Genomic DNA, 17,107 nt, shown 5'->3' on the forward strand with positions numbered 1-17,107 from the left:
CAGAGATGAGAACAACAATAAGAAGGATGACCGGTGTGGCGCTGCTGTGGCTGGGCGGATGCACTCAGGTGTGGGCAGTACCCGCGTTGCAGGAGGTCAAGGTGAATCCCCTGCTGGCCGATCAACTCCTGCTGGAGCTCAGCTTCAGCGAACCGGTCAGCGGTTTTACGGACAGGTTGACCTATGAACCCAATCAGCTTCTGCTGCACGTACCCGGGGCCATCGGTGCCCTGACGGTCAATCCCCTGCCCATCAAGCAGCAAGGGGTGAACAACCTCCTGGTGGAGGGGAAGGGGCAGGGGCTCGACATCAAGATCGCCCTCGATCAGCTCACCCCCTATCAGGTCCATCAGCAGGGCAATAAATTGCTGGTGGCGCTGGGAGACAAGGCAGGGCAGCCGGTCGCTTCCTCGGCGGCGCCTGTTGCAGCCAGCCAGTCTGCGCTCGTCAGAAGCCAGCCGGTGACTCAGTCTGCATTGATTGACACCCAGCGAGTTGCCCAGAACCAGTCCCAGTATCAGGCTCAGCCTGCCATGGCTTCTACGCCTACTGTGGCTCCTTCGCCCGTTGCCCCCGGCAAGCCGGTGTTGTCCGTGTCTCAGGCAAACATGGGTGGCGCCTACTTCAACTCGGTCAAGGGCGTGGATTTTCGTCGTGGCAAGGAAGGGCAGGGGGAGTTCCTCGTGACGCTGGACAACAGTTCGGCGGCGGTGGATGTCAGCAGCCGTGGTCAGAAAGTGCTGGCCAAGTTCCACGGTACCCGGGTGCCTGATGATCAGCTCAACCTCATCAATGTGCAGGACTTTGCTACCCCGGTCTCCCAGGTGGAGGTGTTCCGCCAGGGCAATGACACCCTGTTCGAGCTCTCGGTGAACGGCCAGTTTGACTACCGTTACGATCAGGCCGACAAGATGTTCATCATCGAGGTGAAAAAACGGGTGGCCACCACGGCGGCGAAGCAGTACCAAGGCAAGCCCATCTCATTGAACTTCCAGGATATTCCTGTTCGTACCGTGTTGCAGATCATCGCCGATTTCAACAATCTGAATCTGGTGACCACGGACTCGGTCTCCGGCAACATCACGCTGCGTCTCGATGGCGTGCCCTGGGAGCAGGCGCTGGACATCATCCTCAAGGTCAGAGGGCTGGACAAACGGCTGGACAACAACATCCTGCTGGTGGCGCCGGCGGACGAGATTGCCGCTCGCGAGAAACAGCAGATGGAGAGCCGCAACCAGGTGGCGGATCTCGCTCCCCTCTACACCGAGTATCTGCAGATCAACTATGCCAAGGCATCGGAAGTGGCGGCCCTGCTCTCCTCCGAGAGTACCAAGCTGCTCTCCCCCAGAGGGGCGGTCAGCGTGGATGAACGTACCAACGTGCTGGTGGTCAAGGACACGGCGGATGTCATCAGCAACGTCAAGCGGATGCTGGATATCCTCGATATCCCGGTCAAGCAGGTGGTGATCGAGGCGCGCATGGTGACCATTGATGATGGCTTCGATGAGGCTCTGGGGGTGCGCTGGGGGGTGACCAAGACAGACGGTCATGGCAACGGCACCTCGGGCACCATAGAGGGTAATGATGGCGCCGGAAACAATGATGGCAGTTCCACCATCACTCGCCCCAACGTAGAAGACAGACTCAACGTTAACCTGCCGGTGACCAACGCGGCCGGCACGCTGGCGTTCCAGGTTGCCCGTCTTGCCAATGGCACCCTTTTGGATCTTGAACTCTCAGCGCTGGAAAAGGAGAGCAAGGCCGAGATCATCGCCAGTCCGCGTGTCACCACGGCCAACCAGAAGCCGGCCCTGATCGAGCAGGGGACCGAGATCCCCTATGTGGAGTCCTCTTCCAGCGGGGCGACCTCGGTCACCTTCAAGAAGGCGGTGCTGAGCCTCAAGGTCACGCCGCAGATCACCCCGGACAACAGGGTGATCCTGGACTTGACCGTGACTCAGGATACCAAGGGGGAAACCGTGCCGACCGGGACCGGGGATGCGGTGTCCATCAACGCCCAGTCCATCACCACCCAGGTGTTGGTCAACAACGGTGAAACTCTGGTGCTTGGCGGCATCTATCAACAGACCATCAAGAGCGATGTCAGCAAGGTGCCGCTGCTGGGGGATATCCCCGGGTTGGGCTATCTGTTCAAGAAAACCACCAGTGAAAACAAGAAGCGTGAACTGCTGATCTTCGTGACCCCGAGGATAGTGACCGACGCCCTCTGAAAACTTTACTTGTGAGAGTAAAACACATATAACCTTACGCCCCGATGAGGCTGGGGCGTAAGGGCTGCGGTTGCCAGTCCTGGTTTCTACTGAGATAATCCCCCTCCTGATCCAACGCAAGATAAGGTTCATAGGTACCCCGGTCGAGTGTTTACCGGGGCCATACAGTTTGTAATTACTAACGAAAAGACATGGCTGAGAAACGCAATATTTTCCTGATAGGTCCCATGGGTGCGGGCAAGAGCACCATAGGTAGACATCTGGCAGAACAACTGCACATGGAGTTTTTCGACTCAGATCATGAGATTGAGCGCCGCAGTGGTGCCGATATCGGCTGGGTGTTCGATGTTGAAGGCGAAGAAGGTTTCCGGATCCGCGAAGAGAAGGTGATCGGTGAGCTCGCCGAACAGCAGGGTATCGTGCTGGCAACGGGTGGCGGTGCCATCAAGAGCCGTGAAACCCGCAACAAACTCTCCGCACGCGGCATCGTGGTCTACCTCGAAACCACCATTGAAAAGCAATTGGCGCGAACCCAGAGAGACAAGCGTCGTCCCTTGCTGCAAACCGAAGAGCCGCCCCGTGAAGTGCTTGAGCGTCTTGCGCAAGAGCGCAACGCCCTGTACGAAGAGGTTGCCGATTTTGTCATCCAGACGGATGACCAGAGTGCCAAAGTTGTCGCTAATCAAATCGTCAAGTTGATTGGTATGTAATTCATTAGAGGACGTCCATGGAAAGGTTGAAGGTCGAACTGGGTGAACGCAGCTACCCGATAGAGATAGCTGCCGGTCTGCTGCAACGCCCCGAGGTACTGGCGCAGACGATCAAGGGCAAGCGGGTCATGATAGTGACCAATACCGTGGTCGCGCCCCTGTATCTTGAACAGATCATTCAGTTGCTGTCCGGTTTTCAGGTGGAACACCTGATCCTGCCCGATGGCGAGGCCTACAAAACCCTGGCGACCTTCGAGCGGATCATGTCTGCTCTGCTGGAAACCAGCCATGGTCGTGATACCACTCTGATCGCTCTGGGGGGCGGTGTGATAGGCGATGTTGTCGGCTTTGCTGCGGCAAGCTACCAGCGAGGCATTCCGTTTATTCAGGTGCCTACCACGCTGCTCTCCCAGGTTGACTCTTCCGTCGGCGGCAAGACCGCCGTCAACCATCCCCTCGGCAAGAACATGGTGGGTGCCTTCTATCAGCCCAAGCATGTGATCATCGATACCGACTGCCTCAAGACCCTGCCTGCCCGGGAATTTGCCGCCGGCATGGCCGAGGTGATCAAATACGGCATCATCTGGGATGCCGCCTTCTTCTCCTGGCTTGAAACCAACATGACCCGCCTGCAGCGCCTCGACGGTGATGCACTATCCTATGCCATTCGCCGCTGCTGCGAGATCAAGGCCGATGTGGTCGGTCAGGACGAGACCGAGCACGGCGTGCGCGCCTTGCTGAACCTGGGACATACCTTCGGCCATGCCATCGAGGCGGAGAAGGGTTACGGCAACTGGCTGCACGGTGAAGCCGTGGCGGCGGGAACCATGCTGGCGGCCGAGACGGCCCTGGCCCGTGGCGACATGACGGCGCAAGAGGTGGCACGAATCCGCGATCTGCTGTTGGCCGCCGATTTGCCGGTCAAGGCACCGTCCGATATGGATTTTGCCGCCTTCATTCGCCATATGCGCCGTGACAAGAAGGTGCTGGAAGGCAAACTGAGGCTGGTGCTGCCGATCGGGATCGGACAGGCCCAGGTCGTGGCCGATGTGACAGACGAGCAATTGATGGCGGTGATCGAGTCTGGTCGTGACCACTAATAAATTGCTCAAACTGCCTTCTCAGCGGCAGTTGGTTGACCGGCTGCTGCACCTGATCGAGTTCAACCACCCCTTTGTTTTTCTCTCCGGCAAGCCAGGCAGTGGCCGTGGCACACTGTGCGAGTCGCTGCTTGCCCAACTGCCCGATGCGGTGCGGGTGGCCAGCCTCATCGGCAGCCCGTCCATGAAGATGGCGGATGTGCGCCAGTTGCTGTTGCAGCAGGTGGTGGCACGTCCCCTGTTCAACGCGCAGGATGCCCTGGCGGACAGCTTCTTTCGCATGGTGGGTGACAAGCCTGCCAGACTGCTGCTCATCATCGAACGTGCCGATACCTTGCCTGCCGAGCTAGTGGGGGAGTTGTGGGCGCTCTGTCGTCACAACGATACCCTGGCATCTCCTCATAAACTGGCCATCCTGCTCTCGGGTGATGACGCCTGGTGTCGCAACCAGAAGGCGCTCCTCAAGGGACGAGCCATGCCAGCCCTCGAGCTGGAAGTCGCGCCACTGAGCGCTCCTGAGCAACGTATCTTCTTGTATGAGAAGGCCAAAGAGCTCAAGATCCCGACTGCCCTCTTGCCCAAGCCGAAAGTGGAAGAGATCCTGAATGGGGCGGGCGGACATCCGTCAGCCATCATGCAGTTACTGGAGGATACCATGACCGACAGAAGGCCCAAGAAACGTCAGGCCGAGTTGCCCGTCAAGAAGATAGCGATCGTGCTTGCCCTGGTGGCGGGCGGGTTGCTGGCCCTGAGCTATCTGCCCCTGTTCGACAGTGCAGGCCAGGACCCCGCCCAGGCTCCGTCCCAGGGGATGGCGTTGCCCGATCCCGTCTCAAGCGATCCTGTGAACGTCGGTGCGGCGAGCGGGGCTTTGGGTACTCAGGCGAACAGTGGCGCCGCTGCCATCCCGTCAGGGAATCAGGTTGCCCGCGATTGGCAGTCCGATGCCAAGCCCTTGCCCAAGAAGGTCGAGAGCGAGACGGTCACCACGGAGTCAACCAACTATGAGGGGCGCCGGGTCGTCATCTCCGACGAAGTGGTCGAGAAATTGATGAACCAGCCGAACGTCAGCGGCGCCTTGCCCACGGACGTGGTGGATGAGCTGGTGGGGAGCGGTTCCCGTGCGGTCCCGACCGGAACGACGGCCCAGGTCAAGAATCCGGCCCCGAACAGTGTCCCGGCCCGGACAGAGGCTCAACCGGCCAGTGGCGCGCAGACAGCGCTGGTCGCGGCCCCAGCGGCCAAGGTGGCGTTGACGCCGGTGGCGACTCTCAACAAGAAGCCGAAGAATCACTACAGCATCCAGTTGATGGGGGCGAGCAACACCAAGGCGGTAGACAGCTTTGTGGCCGAGCATGGCTTGGCGGGCAAGGTGTGGGTTTACAAGACCCGTTTCCGTGGCAGTCCCTGGTATGTAGTGGTGCAGGGAGACTACGCCAGCAGTGCCCAGGCCAAGGCGGCCATTCGCAAGCTGTCGCCTGCCTTGCTCAAGGGACAACCCTGGCCCAAGTCATTCGCCCAGATACAAAAAGAATTGAAGCAATAGCCAGCCACCCGATGAAGGGGGTAGAATCACCCCCTTTTTTGGGCATAGCCTTGTCAACACCGGACTTCCATGAAAAAAACACGCGCGTTTTTAAAATGGGCCGGGGGAAAATACTCCCTGGTCGAAGAGATCGCCGAGCGTTTGCCGGCCGGGCGTGTGTTGCTGGAGCCCTTCGTCGGGGCGGGATCCGTGTTTCTCAACACGGATTACGACGCCTATGTGCTCAACGACATCAATCCGGATCTCATTGGCCTCTACAACCACCTCAAGCAGCAGCCGGACAGCTTCATCAGCGAGGCCCGCAAGCTGTTCGTGGCCGAGCACAACCACAAGACCGCCTATTATCGGCTCCGTACCCAGTTCAACCAGACCGCGGCCGGTTTTGAACGGGCTCAGTTGTTCCTGTTTTTGAATCGCCATGGTTTCAACGGCTTGTGCCGTTACAACAAGAAGGGGGGATTCAACGTTCCCTTCGGTTCCTACAAGAAGCCCTACTTCCCGGAGAAAGAGCTGTGGGCGTTTGCCGAGAAGGCGCAGAAGGCGACGTTCATCTGCGAAAGCTATGCCGACGCCATGGCCCGTGCAGAGGAAGACTGGGTGATCTACTGCGATCCGCCCTATGCCCCCCTCTCCACCACGGCGAGTTTTACCACCTATTCGGCAGGCGGTTTCACCCTGGACGATCAGGCGCTGCTGGCCAGGCTGGCTCGCCACACCGCCGCCCATAAAGGGGTGCCCGTGCTCATCAGCAACCATGACATCGAGTTGACCCGCGAACTCTATCGCGGCGCCCGGCTCGACGAAATCCTGGTCAAGCGTACCATCAGCCGTAACGGCGGTGGTCGCAACAAGGTGGCCGAGCTGCTGGCGCTCTATCCGCCCGGCATCGAGCCCGAACAGGGCTATTATCCCGGTGAGGCGGAGCTGGTTGCCGTCGGCTGAGTGAACAACGGTCCCTGAGGGGGCCGTTGTCATTTCTGATGCTGCCGCTGGTATTCCGTGAGCCGCGCCTGGCATCGTGTGCCAGCCATGGTGCCGGAGCGGCGTGTTCTGTAGATGCGGGTCGTTTTCATCGCCCTTTTGCGATAAAATTGCGCCGTTTTTTCTGCCACGCTGCCAATGGATGACGCTGATGAAAGACTTTCTGATTGCCCCCTCTATCCTCTCCGCCGACTTTGCCCGTCTGGGTGAGGATGTGGCCAAGGTGCTGGCCGCCGGGGCCGACGTGGTCCATTTCGATGTGATGGACAACCATTATGTCCCCAACCTGACCATAGGCCCCATGGTCTGTCAGGCGCTGCGCGATTACGGCATCGAAGCGCTCATCGACGTGCACCTGATGGTCAAGCCGGTGGATCGCATCGTGCCTGATTTTGCCAAGGCCGGTGCCAGCTTGATCACCTTCCACCCGGAAGCCTCCGATCACGTGGATCGCACCCTGGGCCTCATCAAGGAGCAGGGTTGCCAGGCCGGTCTGGTGCTGAACCCCGCGACCCCGCTCACCTGCCTGGAGTACGTGATGGACAAGCTGGACGTGATCCTGCTGATGTCGGTCAATCCGGGCTTTGGCGGTCAGAGCTTCATCCCCGGCACCCTCGACAAGCTGCGCCAGGTGCGCCGCCTGATCGACGAGAGCGGCCGCGACATTCGCCTGGAAATCGATGGCGGGGTCAAGGTCGACAACATTCGCGAGATTGCCGAGGCGGGTGCCGACATGTTCGTGGCGGGCTCTGCCATCTTCGGCAAGCCGGATTACAAGGCGGTGATCGACCAGATGCGCGCGGAGCTTGCCCATGTCCGTCACTGATCGCCCCTTTGACCTGGTGCTGTTCGATCTGGATGGCACGCTGATTGACAGCGCCCCGCAACTGGCGCTGGCGGTCAACCGTACCTTGGCGGAGCTGGGGTTGGCCGAGGCCGACGAGTCCGTGGTGCGTACCTGGGTCGGCAACGGCGCCGACAAGCTGATCCAGCGGGCTCTCGATTACCGCGACGCCCCGGAGCAGTTTGCCAAGGCCCGTCCCCTGTTCGACCGTCACTATCAGGCCTGTCTGCTGGAAGGCCTGGCCATGTATGACGGAGTGGCCCGGAGCCTGCGCCGTCTGCAGGGGCTGGGTTACCAGCAGGCCGTGGTGACCAACAAACCGAGTCACTTCGTGCAGCCCATTCTGGAGGCCCTCGGCATCAGCGACTGTTTCGCACTCTGGCTCGGGGGCAACTGCGTACCCGTCAAGAAACCGAGCCCGGAGCCGCTGTTGCACGCCTGCCACGAGCTGGGTGTCAGCCCGTCCCGCACCCTGATGGTGGGGGATTCCGAAAATGACGTGCTGGCCGCCCAGGCCGCCGGCATGAAGGTGGTGGGGCTCACCTATGGCTACAACTATGGCCGCCCTATCGCAGACTCCCGCCCCGACTGGGTTTGCGAGCAGTTTGCCGAACTCGACGCCCTGCTGGTCTGATACAGATCGGGCTGGCGGATAACAAGGATTACTACTCTGATGACTAAACCAATCGTATTGAGCGGTGCCCAACCCTCGGGCCAGCTGACCATCGGCAACTACATGGGCGCCCTGCGTCAGTGGGTCAGCATGCAGGATGACTTCGACTGCCTCTATTGCATCGTCGATCTGCACGCCATCACCACCCGCCAGGATCCGGCCGCCTTGCGCAAGGCGTGCCTCGACGCAGCCGCCCTCTATCTGGCGGTGGGCATCGACCCGGCCAAGAGCACCGTCTTCATCCAGTCCCACGTGCCCCAGCACGCCGAGCTCGGCTGGATCCTGAACTGCTACACCCAGATGGGCGAGCTGTCGCGCATGACCCAGTTCAAGGACAAGTCCGCCCGTTTCGAGAACAACGTCAACGTCGGCCTGTTCGGTTATCCGGTGCTGATGGCGGCCGACATTCTGCTTTATCAGGCCAATCAGGTGCCGGTTGGCAATGACCAGAAGCAGCATCTGGAGCTGACCCGCGACATTTGCACCCGCTTCAACAACCTCTATGGCGAAGTCTTCACCCTGCCGGAACCCTTCATTCCGACCGAAGGGGCCCGGGTGATGAGCCTGCAGGACCCGACCAAGAAGATGTCCAAGTCCGACGACAACGAGGCCAACTTCATCGGCTTGCTGGAAGATCCCAAGCAGATCGTCAAGAAGATCAAGCGGGCGATGACCGACTCCGACGAGCCGGCCGTGGTGCGTTTTGATCCCGAAAACAAGCCGGGGGTCTCCAATCTGCTGACCCTGATGTCCGGTGTGACCGGCCGCTCTATCCCGGAGCTGGAGCAGCACTTCGAAGGCAAGATGTACGGCCACCTCAAGAGTGAAACGGCCGATGCCGTGGTCGCCTTGCTGGAACCCATCCAGGCGCGCTTCCGCGAGCTGCGTCAGGATGAGGCCCATCTGCAGGCCATTTTGGCGGCTGGCGCACAAAAGGCGCGTGAAAGGGCTGAAAAAACCCTGATCAGCGTATATGATGTCGTCGGCTTCGTTCCTCGAGCCTGACATACTGGGAAGGTGTAGTAGAAGAGAGCTGGGTGGATGCCTGGCTTTCTTTGTTTTACACCTTCCGGTTTGTCGCAACCTCCCCAATGTCAAACACGGGCTTTGCCCCAAGAGAACGCATGTCTGTCGAATCACAAACCCTGAGTGAAGAGTTGGGTGACAAGGGTCACTGGCTGCGCAAGTTTCGCAAGGCCAAGAGCCTCAATACCTTGCAGTTGATGGTCTCCAACGCCATCGACAAGCACCACAAGACCCCGGCCATCGCGGCTGCCATCTATCTGGCCGAGTGCCAGCGGGAACGGGAACTGGAACAGGGCCGCTATCTGGACCGCTGAGGTCCGTTGCCAGCCCTTGCCAAGGTGACTCCTTCCCATCTGCCTGTCACGTCCTGTGCTCTTTTCCCGGTCGCCTCCCGTCTCTTTTACCTTGCCATCCTGACATGGAGCGGCTGATGCTGCCCGGTCGGGGACAGGCCCACCGCCGGGTGGGGTCGACAGGCCCGGATCGCCATTGAAGAGCGGACAGACTGCACAGCAGGTGAGGTGATCGCCGGTTTATTAACGCAAAGAGACATGCCAGAATGCGCGGCGTTTGTCTGCCCGTCCTCGCAACGGGTTGTCCGATCACCGTCTCTGTCTTATTCCCAGGGTGTTTGCATGCTGCTACTCATCGACAACTACGACTCCTTTACCTGGAACCTGGTGCAATACTTCGGCGCCCTGGGGCAAGAGGTGGTGGTCAGGCGCAACGATGAGCTGAGCCTGGAGGAGATAGCCCTGCTTGCACCCCGCTATCTGGTGATCTCTCCCGGCCCCTGCACGCCAAACGAGGCGGGCATCTCTTTGGCCGCCATCTCCCGTTTTGCCGGCGAGATCCCCATCCTCGGCGTCTGTCTCGGCCATCAGTCGCTGGCACAGGCCTTTGGTGCCCGGGTGGTGCGTGCCCGTCAGGTGATGCACGGCAAGACATCTCTCATCCGTCACAAAGGGGAGGGGGTGTTCAAGGGGCTCAACAACCCGCTGCGGGTGACCCGCTATCATTCACTGGTGGTGGAGGCGGCGTCGCTGCCCGACTGTTTCGAGGTCACCGCCTGGAGCGAACATGCCGACGGCAGCCAGGACGAGATCATGGGGCTGCGGCATAAAACGCTGGCGCTGGAGGGAGTGCAGTTCCATCCGGAGAGTATTCTGAGCGAACAGGGGCACCAGTTGCTGGCCAACTTTTTGGCCGTTTCCTGAAAAAATTGCGATGTCTGTCTCAAAACCGTCATGAGGCAAAAAAAAATTTCACTGAGACTTTATTCACCCTCCTCCCTGTCCAAATTATCTCTTGCCAACACCCCCTGAGCCGTTATGCAATGCGGTTGCCTAAAATCTCAAAGGCAATCGAACATTGTTCCTTATAGGCGGTTAAGTTACAGACTTTTTACTTTTTTTCTGTGATAATTCCGCCACGTTTACACGGATTTAACTTTTGGGCGGTGGATTATTCTGCCGCGAGATAGCAGGAGAGCAATATGTCAGAGTTGTTGGCAGTGACACGTGAAGTGTTTGATGAAGTGATGGTTCCCAACTATGCGCCGGCCAAAATCATCCCGGTGCGCGGCGAGGGGTCACGTGTCTGGGATCAGGAAGGCCGCGAGTATGTGGATTTCGCGGGCGGGATCGCGGTCAATGGCCTGGGCCATTGCCATCCCAAACTGGTCGAGGCCCTGAAATCCCAGGGTGAGAAGCTGTGGCACCTCTCCAACGTGATGACCAACGAGCCGGCCCTGCGCCTGGCCAAGAAACTGGTCGCCGCCACCTTCGCCGAGAAGGTCTATTTTTGCAACTCCGGTGCCGAAGCAAACGAAGCGGCCCTCAAGCTGGCCCGCCGCTACGCCATCGAGAAGTTCGGAGCCCACAAGACCCAGATCATCGCCTTCCACCAGGGCTTCCACGGCCGTACCTTCTTTACCGTCAGCGTCGGCGGCCAGGCTGCCTACTCCGATGGCTTCGGTCCCAAGCCTGCCGACATCACCCACGTCGCCTACAACAACCTGGAGGAGCTGGCTGCCGTCATCTCCGACAACACCTGCGCCGTGGTGATGGAGCCGCTGCAGGGCGAGGGTGGCATCATCAGCCCCACCGACGAGTTTGCCAAGGGTGTGCGCGAGTTGTGCGACAAGCACAACGCCCTGCTGGTTTATGACGAGGTGCAATCCGGTGTCGGTCGAACCGGCGAGCTGTTTGCCTATATGGGCCTGGGCATCACCCCGGACATCCTCACCAGCGCCAAGGCGCTGGGCGGCGGCTTCCCCATCGGGGCCATGCTGACCACCACCGAGATCGCCTCCCACCTGAAAGTGGGCACTCACGGCTCCACCTACGGCGGCAACCCGCTGGCGTGTGCCGTGGCCGAGGCGGTGATTGACGTGGTCAACACCCCGGCAGTGCTGAGCGGCATCAAGCAGCGCGAGCAGCTGTTCCGCGAAGGGCTGGAAGCCATCAACGCCAAGTACCACTGCTTCAGCGAAGTGCGCGGCAAGGGCCTGCTGCTGGGCGCCGTGCTCAACGATGACTTCAAGGGCCGCTCCCGCGACTTCCTGCTGGCCTCCATCGATCAGGGTCTGATGGCGCTGGTTGCCGGTACCAACGTGGTGCGTTTTGCTCCCTCCCTGGTGATCCCGGAAGCGGACATCAAGGAAGGGCTGGCCCGGTTCGAGAAAGCTGTCGCTCAGGTGGTCAACGCCTGATCCAAATTGAGGTGGGGAGCCCTCCCGGCAGGAGCCGGGACCCCACCTGTCGTCAATGAAAGGGAGTTGTCATTTATGTTGGTTATCCGTCCTATCGAGCAGCGCGACTTCGCCGGCCTCAAGACCTGTGCCATCGAATCCGGCACCGGCATGACATCCTTGCCGGTCAACGACGAGCTGCTGCAACGCAAGATCGATGCCTCGACCCAGACCTTCCTGGACAAGCCCGCCGGCAAGGGCGAGTGCCTCTATTTCTTCGTGGCCGAGGATCTGGAGACCGGTGAGATGGTCGGTACCTGCGCCATCGACGCGGCGGTCGGCCTGTCCCAGGCGTTCTACAACTATCACATCGGCAAGGTGGTGCACTCCTCTCCCAAGCTCGGCATCTACAATGTCGTGGAAACCCTCACCCTCTCCAACGACTACACCGGCAATTCCGAGCTCTGCACCCTGTTTCTGCGTGAATGCGCCCGCGAGGGGCTCAACGGCCGTCTGCTCTCCAAGCACCGTTTCCTGTTCATGGCCGAACACCCCGAGCTGTTTGACAGTACCGTCTTTGCCGAGATGCGTGGTGTCTCCGATGGCAACGGCCACAGCCCCTTCTACGAGTGGCTGCAAAAACATTTCTTCTCGATGGATTTTCCCACCGTCGACTATCTCACCGGCATCGGCAAGAAGCGCTTCATCGCCGAGCTGATGCCCAAGTACCCCATCTACGTCAATCTGCTGAGCAACGAGGCGCGCGCCGTCATCGGCAAGACCCACGAAAAGACCCGGCCTGCCCTCAAGATGCTGCAGGATGAGGGGTTCGTGAATCGCGGTTATGTCGATATCTTCGACGCCGGCCCCACCGTCGAATGCGAGGTGAAGAACATTCGCAGCGTGCGCCGCAGCCAGAAGCTGGCGGTGCTGGTGGGTGAGCCCATCGGCGGCCATACCTACCTCATCTGCAACGCCAGGTTCGAGCAATACCGCGCCTGCTACGGCAACATCCGGGTCGATCTGGACAAGCACGAAGCCATCATTCCGCCCAAGATGGCGGCCGCCCTCAAGGTGGAAAATGGCGACATGGTGCGCGTCGTCGATCTGGATTGACCCGCCCCGCAGCACAGCATTGAGACAGGCTGCCGAAGCGGCCTGCGTACCCACAGGGAGTGAATTGATGATGTCTTTAGTCCAGTTTATCGATGGCCAGTGGCTGGCCGGTGAAGGCAAGCCGTTCGAATCCATCGACCCGGCCAAAAACGAGGTGATCTGGCGTGGTGAGGCGGCAAGCCAGTCCCAGGTGGATGCGGCCGTCAAGGCGGCCCGCACGGCCTTCTACCATTGGTCCGATCTGGCCCTTGAAGAGCGCCTTGCCATCGTGCGCCGCTATGCCGACCTGCTCGGCGAGCACAAGGAGGCGCTGGCCCTGACCATCGCCCGTGAAACCGGCAAGCCGCTGTGGGAGACCCGCACCGAAGTGGCGGCCATGCAGGGCAAGATTGCCATCTCCATCCGCGCCCATGACGAGCGTACCGGCACGGTGGAAAACCCCATGCCGGGCGCCAAGGCGTTCGTGCGCCACAAGCCCCATGGCGTCGTGGCCGTGTTCGGCCCCTACAACTTCCCGGGCCACCTGCCCAACGCCCACATTGTGCCGGCGCTCATCGCCGGCAATGCGGTCGTGTTCAAGCCTTCCGAGCTGACCCCCATGGTGGCTGAAGCCATGGTCAAGGTGTGGCAGGAGGCGGGGCTGCCCAAGGGGGTGCTCAACCTGGTGCAGGGGGAGGTCGACACCGGCAAGGCGCTGGCCGGCAACCCGGACATCGACGGCCTCTTCTTCACCGGCTCCTCCCGTACCGGCCACTTCCTGCATCAGCAGTTTGCCGGCCAGCCGGGCAAGATCCTGGCACTGGAGATGGGTGGCAACAACCCGCTGATCGTGAAAGATGTGAGCGACATCGACGGCGCCGTCCATGCCATCGTGCAGTCCGCCTTCATTACCTCCGGCCAGCGTTGCACCTGCTCGCGCCGTCTGTTTGTCGAGCGCGGCGAGCGGGGCGATGCCCTGGTCAAGCGCCTGGTGGAGGTGGTCGGCCAGATCAAGGTCGGCCTCTATGACGCCGCCGAGCAGCCGTTCATGGGCGCCATGATCAGCGAGAAGGCCGCACTCGGCATGGTCGAGGCGCAAGCCAACCTGCAGCGCCTAGGTGGTGAAAGCCTGCTTGCCCTCAAGCACCTGGAAGTGGGCACCGGCTTTGTCTCCCCGGGCATCATAGACGTGACCGCGGTCAGCGCGCTGCCGGATGAAGAGTACTTCGGCCCGCTGCTGCAGCTCATTCGCTACGACGACTTCGATGTGGCCATCGAGAAGGCGAACGCCACCAGTTTCGGTCTCTCGGCCGGTCTGCTCGGTGACAACGAAGCGGACTGGAACCACTTCTTCAAGCGGATCCGTGCCGGTATCGTCAACTGGAACAAGCCCATCACCGGCGCCTCCAGTGCCGCCCCCTTCGGCGGCATCGGTGCCTCCGGCAACCACAGGGCGAGCGCCTACTACGCCGCCGACTACTGTGCTTACCCGGTCGCCTCCGTCGAAGACAGCAAGGCTGCTATGCCGGATCAGCTGTCTCCCGGTCTGACCTTCTGATATCAAGAAAATAAAAGAGGGGCACTGAACAGGTGCCCCTGTCTGTACCCGCAATCAAAGGAAAGAGAGATGCAAAAGGATATCGACACCCTGTTTGGCCATCTGTGGGACAACTACATTCAGGTCACCCCCAGTGCTCACAAGGTTCATCAACTGCTGGGCGGCGGTGCCCCCATCATCAACGATCACGTGGCGTTTCGGACCTACAACCTGCCCAAGCTCGGTCTCGAGAAACTGGCGGCCCATTTCCGTGCCCTGGGGTACGAAGAGAAGGGCGAGTATGTGTTCAAGGCCAAGAAGCTCTATGCCAAACACTTCGAGCATAAAGATCCTGATGCGCCCAAGGTGTTCATCAGCGAGCTGAAGGTGGAAGAGCTCTCCGAAGGTGCCCAGGCCATCATCCACAAGCTGGTGGATCAGGTACCCGATCACCTCACCGACACCCCGGCTTTCCTCTACGCCGGCGTGCCCTGGCAGGTCTCTCACACCGACTACCAGACCCTGCTGGCAGAGAGCGAGTATGCCGCCTGGATGGCCGCCTGGGGTTATCGTGCCAACCACTTCACCGTCAACATCAACCGCCTGAAGGACTTCGACACCATCCAGCAGGTGAATGCGGCGCTCAAGGCGGCAGGCTTCGTGCTCAACACCGTTGGCGGCGAGGTGAAGGGCGATCCCGAGGTGATGCTGGAGCAATCCTCCACCATGGCAGACAAGGCCGAGGTGCCCTTCAGCGACGGCGTGCGCACCATCCCGAGCTGCTTCTACGAGTTTGCCCTGCGCTACCCGCAGGCCGACGGCGTGCTCTACCCTGGCTTCGTCGAAGCGTCGGCCGACAAGATCTTCGAATCCACCAACGCCATGTAATGGCCGCCATGAAAACAACGCCCCGCCTGGGGCGTTTTTTTATGGATTTACGCCGACCTGACACCCTCTTTACCTCCCCTTGACCCATCAGTTCGCGGCGATTCGCTAGCATGATGCCGCCCGCTGCCGTGGGCCATCGCCGCACCGTGCCGGTGTATGCCACCCGTTTTGGAGTCATGCCATGAAGATTGTTCTGCCTTTGCTGTTTTCCCTCACTACTCTGACCGCCGCAGCGGGCGATCAGGGCAGCCGTACCCCGCCCAAGCCTCCGCACGAGCTGTCGGTCGAGATGAAAGCGGCGTTTGAGAACTGCAAGGAGCATGGCAAACCGGGGGAGTCGGAATTTGACAACTGCATGTCAGATCTGGGATTTGAGCGGCCGGACGGCCCGGTACCGGCAGGTGGGAAGGAGGGGGAGAATGAGGCCGAGTAAGCTGGTGCGGGCCCGTCGGTTAGGATGGGCCCGCACCGCTCACACCCGTTGCAGCGTCCCTTCGGTGGCCAGCAAGGTGGTCATGCCGGCGGCCTTGCCCGCCTGAATGCCTATCCGGGTGTCTTCAAACACCAGGCAGTTGGCCGGGTTGGCGCCGAGCTGTTCGGCCACTTTCAGGAAGGTGTCCGGGTGGGGCTTGTGATTGACCACATCATCGGCACTCACCAGCACGGAGATGAAGGCATCGAGCCCGGTCTGACGCAGGATGTACGCAGCATGTTCCCGGGTTGAGCCGGTGCCTATGCCCATGGGCACCTTGCCGTGGTACTGCCTGACCAGCTCCCACATGGCGGGAAACACCCGGACGTCGTCGATCCGTGCCAGGTAGAGGGCGACCTTGCGCCGGGCAAAGGCTTCCACGTCGATGGTCATCCCGTGCTGCTCTGCCAGCATGGTCACTATCTTGCGGGTGGGGATGCCGCCGTACTCGTTGAGCTGTGCCCGATCAAACGGCAGGCCGAACTCGGCACTGGTGATTTCCCAGGCATCCAGGTGCAGAGGCATGGAGTCCACCAGGGGGCCATCCATGTCGAAGATCAGGGCGTCGTACTCGTCGAATCGGGGCTGTTCACTCTGGTGATGATCGCAGGGGGATGAGTGGGGCATGGGGGGCGTCCTCTTCGGCAAAGACTTACCCTAGCAGATCCGGCGCGCAGATGTCGCGACCTTCATCATGGTTGGCAGTGGTTTTGACCATCGGCTAATGATTTATGAGACAATAATGTGTCTTGCACCCCCTGTGCCGATATCTCACATGAGCGAGCCTGCCTATGTCCCCCAAAACCGTCTTCTCGAGCGTGGCCCTGGTGATCGCCCTGGGCTCACTGGAAAAGAGCATCGTCACCACGCCCTTGCCCATCATAGGGGTTGAGCTGAACGCCGGTGCCGCCCTCACCTGGGTCGTGACCGCCTATCTACTGGCGGCCACTGCGGCCCTGCCCATCTATGGCAAGTTGAGCGACATGTTCGGCCGAGTACGCATGCTCAACATCGGTATCGGCCTGTTTCTGGCTGGATCCGTGGCCTGCGCCCTGGCCCAGGATCTGCCGACCCTGCTGGCCGCCCGCGTGCTGCGAGGGTTGGGGGGCGGGGGGCTGATCGCGCTCGCCTTCACCGTCATCGCCGACTGTATTCCGCCACGGGAGGTGGGCAAGTATCAGGGGTATATCTCGGCGGTCTATGCGGTCTCCAGCATCGCAGGCCCGCTGCTCGGTGCAATGCTGATCAGTTAAGGATCCATTGACCGATCCTTCTGCTGTAGGACAATCCGGAACCAATCACTGGTTCCGGA

At 60.5% G+C, this 17,107-nt stretch carries 16 protein-coding genes and 1 pseudogene; 16 read left to right on the plus strand and 1 reads right to left on the minus strand.

Annotation, left to right across the window (positions count from 1 at the left end):
* Positions 1-5: 5 nt before the first annotated feature.
* From PG887_RS04005 to PG887_RS04075, 15 genes are all read left to right on the plus strand, one after another.
* Positions 6-2,231 (plus strand): type IV pilus secretin PilQ, encoded by a 2,226-nt coding sequence (locus PG887_RS04005; RefSeq protein WP_052814886.1) that lies wholly within the window; start codon positions 6-8, stop codon positions 2,229-2,231.
* A gap of 191 nt (positions 2,232-2,422) precedes the next feature.
* Positions 2,423-2,941, plus strand: coding sequence for a shikimate kinase AroK (gene aroK, locus PG887_RS04010; RefSeq protein ID WP_010673824.1), 519 nt, complete (start codon positions 2,423-2,425; stop codon positions 2,939-2,941).
* A 17-nt stretch (positions 2,942-2,958) separates the two neighbouring features.
* Positions 2,959-4,041 carry a 3-dehydroquinate synthase gene (gene aroB, locus PG887_RS04015; RefSeq protein ID WP_270821218.1) on the plus strand — a complete coding sequence of 361 codons (1,083 nt, stop codon included), beginning with the start codon at positions 2,959-2,961 and terminating at the stop codon, positions 4,039-4,041.
* Positions 4,031-5,587, plus strand: coding sequence for an SPOR domain-containing protein (locus PG887_RS04020; RefSeq protein ID WP_270821219.1), 1,557 nt, complete (start codon positions 4,031-4,033; stop codon positions 5,585-5,587). Before aroB ends, PG887_RS04020 begins: the two co-directional genes overlap by 11 nt.
* A 69-nt stretch (positions 5,588-5,656) precedes the next feature.
* Positions 5,657-6,529 carry a Dam family site-specific DNA-(adenine-N6)-methyltransferase gene (locus tag PG887_RS04025; protein WP_029314124.1) on the plus strand — a complete coding sequence of 291 codons (873 nt, stop codon included), beginning with the start codon at positions 5,657-5,659 and terminating at the stop codon, positions 6,527-6,529.
* Positions 6,530-6,719: 190 nt separating this feature from the next.
* The gene (gene rpe, locus PG887_RS04030; protein ID WP_128271843.1) at positions 6,720-7,394 is read left to right on the plus strand and encodes a ribulose-phosphate 3-epimerase; all 675 of its coding nucleotides are present in this window, start codon (positions 6,720-6,722) and stop codon (positions 7,392-7,394) included.
* The gene (locus tag PG887_RS04035; RefSeq protein ID WP_270821220.1) at positions 7,381-8,046 is read left to right on the plus strand and encodes a phosphoglycolate phosphatase; all 666 of its coding nucleotides are present in this window, start codon (positions 7,381-7,383) and stop codon (positions 8,044-8,046) included. Before rpe ends, PG887_RS04035 begins: the two co-directional genes overlap by 14 nt.
* A 39-nt stretch (positions 8,047-8,085) precedes the next feature.
* Positions 8,086-9,090: a tryptophan--tRNA ligase gene (trpS, locus tag PG887_RS04040; protein ID WP_010673830.1), complete on the plus strand. Its 1,005-nt coding sequence runs from the start codon at positions 8,086-8,088 to the stop codon at positions 9,088-9,090.
* A gap of 119 nt (positions 9,091-9,209) precedes the next feature.
* Positions 9,210-9,425, plus strand: a complete 216-nt coding sequence (locus tag PG887_RS04045; protein WP_010673831.1) for a hypothetical protein — start codon at positions 9,210-9,212, stop codon at positions 9,423-9,425.
* Between the two features lie 321 nt (positions 9,426-9,746).
* Positions 9,747-10,328 (plus strand): aminodeoxychorismate synthase component II, encoded by a 582-nt coding sequence (locus PG887_RS04050; RefSeq protein ID WP_143237209.1) that lies wholly within the window; start codon positions 9,747-9,749, stop codon positions 10,326-10,328.
* A gap of 278 nt (positions 10,329-10,606) precedes the next feature.
* Positions 10,607-11,824, plus strand: a complete 1,218-nt coding sequence (locus PG887_RS04055) for an aspartate aminotransferase family protein (RefSeq protein ID WP_039039586.1) — start codon at positions 10,607-10,609, stop codon at positions 11,822-11,824.
* Between the two features lie 75 nt (positions 11,825-11,899).
* A complete protein-coding gene (gene astA / locus PG887_RS04060; protein ID WP_010673834.1) occupies positions 11,900-12,919 on the plus strand; it encodes an arginine N-succinyltransferase in 1,020 nt (339 codons plus the stop codon).
* 67 nt (positions 12,920-12,986) lie between these two features.
* The gene (gene astD / locus PG887_RS04065) at positions 12,987-14,456 is read left to right on the plus strand and encodes a succinylglutamate-semialdehyde dehydrogenase (RefSeq protein ID WP_270821221.1); all 1,470 of its coding nucleotides are present in this window, start codon (positions 12,987-12,989) and stop codon (positions 14,454-14,456) included.
* A gap of 69 nt (positions 14,457-14,525) precedes the next feature.
* Complete coding sequence (locus PG887_RS04070) at positions 14,526-15,323, plus strand: DUF1338 domain-containing protein (protein ID WP_270821222.1); 798 nt, start codon at positions 14,526-14,528, stop codon at positions 15,321-15,323.
* A 181-nt stretch (positions 15,324-15,504) separates the two neighbouring features.
* Complete coding sequence (locus tag PG887_RS04075; RefSeq protein WP_010673837.1) at positions 15,505-15,756, plus strand: hypothetical protein; 252 nt, start codon at positions 15,505-15,507, stop codon at positions 15,754-15,756.
* A gap of 39 nt (positions 15,757-15,795) precedes the next feature.
* Here PG887_RS04075 and PG887_RS04080 read toward each other — a convergent pair whose 3' ends face one another.
* Complete coding sequence (locus PG887_RS04080) at positions 15,796-16,422, minus strand: HAD family hydrolase (RefSeq protein WP_270821223.1); 627 nt, start codon at positions 16,420-16,422, stop codon at positions 15,796-15,798.
* 164 nt (positions 16,423-16,586) lie between these two features.
* Here PG887_RS04080 and PG887_RS04085 point away from each other — a divergent pair.
* A pseudogene (locus PG887_RS04085) lies at positions 16,587-17,030 on the plus strand (MFS transporter); the annotation flags it as partial.
* Positions 17,031-17,107: the final 77 nt, after the last annotated feature.

It is taken from the genome of Aeromonas sp. QDB14, from assembly GCF_027707845.1.
In the GTDB taxonomy this organism is placed as follows: Bacteria; Pseudomonadota; Gammaproteobacteria; order Enterobacterales; family Aeromonadaceae; genus Aeromonas; species Aeromonas caviae.

Coding starts and splice junctions, on each gene's coding strand:
- PG887_RS04045 (WP_010673831.1), top strand. CDS start 9,210: ATGTCTGTCGAATCACAAACCCTGAGTGAAGAGTTGGGTGACAAGGGT.
- PG887_RS04055 (WP_039039586.1), top strand. CDS start 10,607: ATGTCAGAGTTGTTGGCAGTGACACGTGAAGTGTTTGATGAAGTGATG.
- PG887_RS04035 (WP_270821220.1), top strand. CDS start 7,381: ATGTCCGTCACTGATCGCCCCTTTGACCTGGTGCTGTTCGATCTGGAT.
- PG887_RS04075 (WP_010673837.1), top strand. CDS start 15,505: ATGAAGATTGTTCTGCCTTTGCTGTTTTCCCTCACTACTCTGACCGCC.
- PG887_RS04005 (WP_052814886.1), top strand. CDS start 6: ATGAGAACAACAATAAGAAGGATGACCGGTGTGGCGCTGCTGTGGCTG.
- PG887_RS04025 (WP_029314124.1), top strand. CDS start 5,657: ATGAAAAAAACACGCGCGTTTTTAAAATGGGCCGGGGGAAAATACTCC.
- astD (WP_270821221.1), top strand. CDS start 12,987: ATGATGTCTTTAGTCCAGTTTATCGATGGCCAGTGGCTGGCCGGTGAA.
- aroK (WP_010673824.1), top strand. CDS start 2,423: ATGGCTGAGAAACGCAATATTTTCCTGATAGGTCCCATGGGTGCGGGC.
- PG887_RS04070 (WP_270821222.1), top strand. CDS start 14,526: ATGCAAAAGGATATCGACACCCTGTTTGGCCATCTGTGGGACAACTAC.
- PG887_RS04050 (WP_143237209.1), top strand. CDS start 9,747: ATGCTGCTACTCATCGACAACTACGACTCCTTTACCTGGAACCTGGTG.
- PG887_RS04080 (WP_270821223.1), bottom strand. CDS start 16,422: ATGCCCCACTCATCCCCCTGCGATCATCACCAGAGTGAACAGCCCCGA.
- trpS (WP_010673830.1), top strand. CDS start 8,086: ATGACTAAACCAATCGTATTGAGCGGTGCCCAACCCTCGGGCCAGCTG.
- rpe (WP_128271843.1), top strand. CDS start 6,720: ATGAAAGACTTTCTGATTGCCCCCTCTATCCTCTCCGCCGACTTTGCC.
- aroB (WP_270821218.1), top strand. CDS start 2,959: ATGGAAAGGTTGAAGGTCGAACTGGGTGAACGCAGCTACCCGATAGAG.
- astA (WP_010673834.1), top strand. CDS start 11,900: ATGTTGGTTATCCGTCCTATCGAGCAGCGCGACTTCGCCGGCCTCAAG.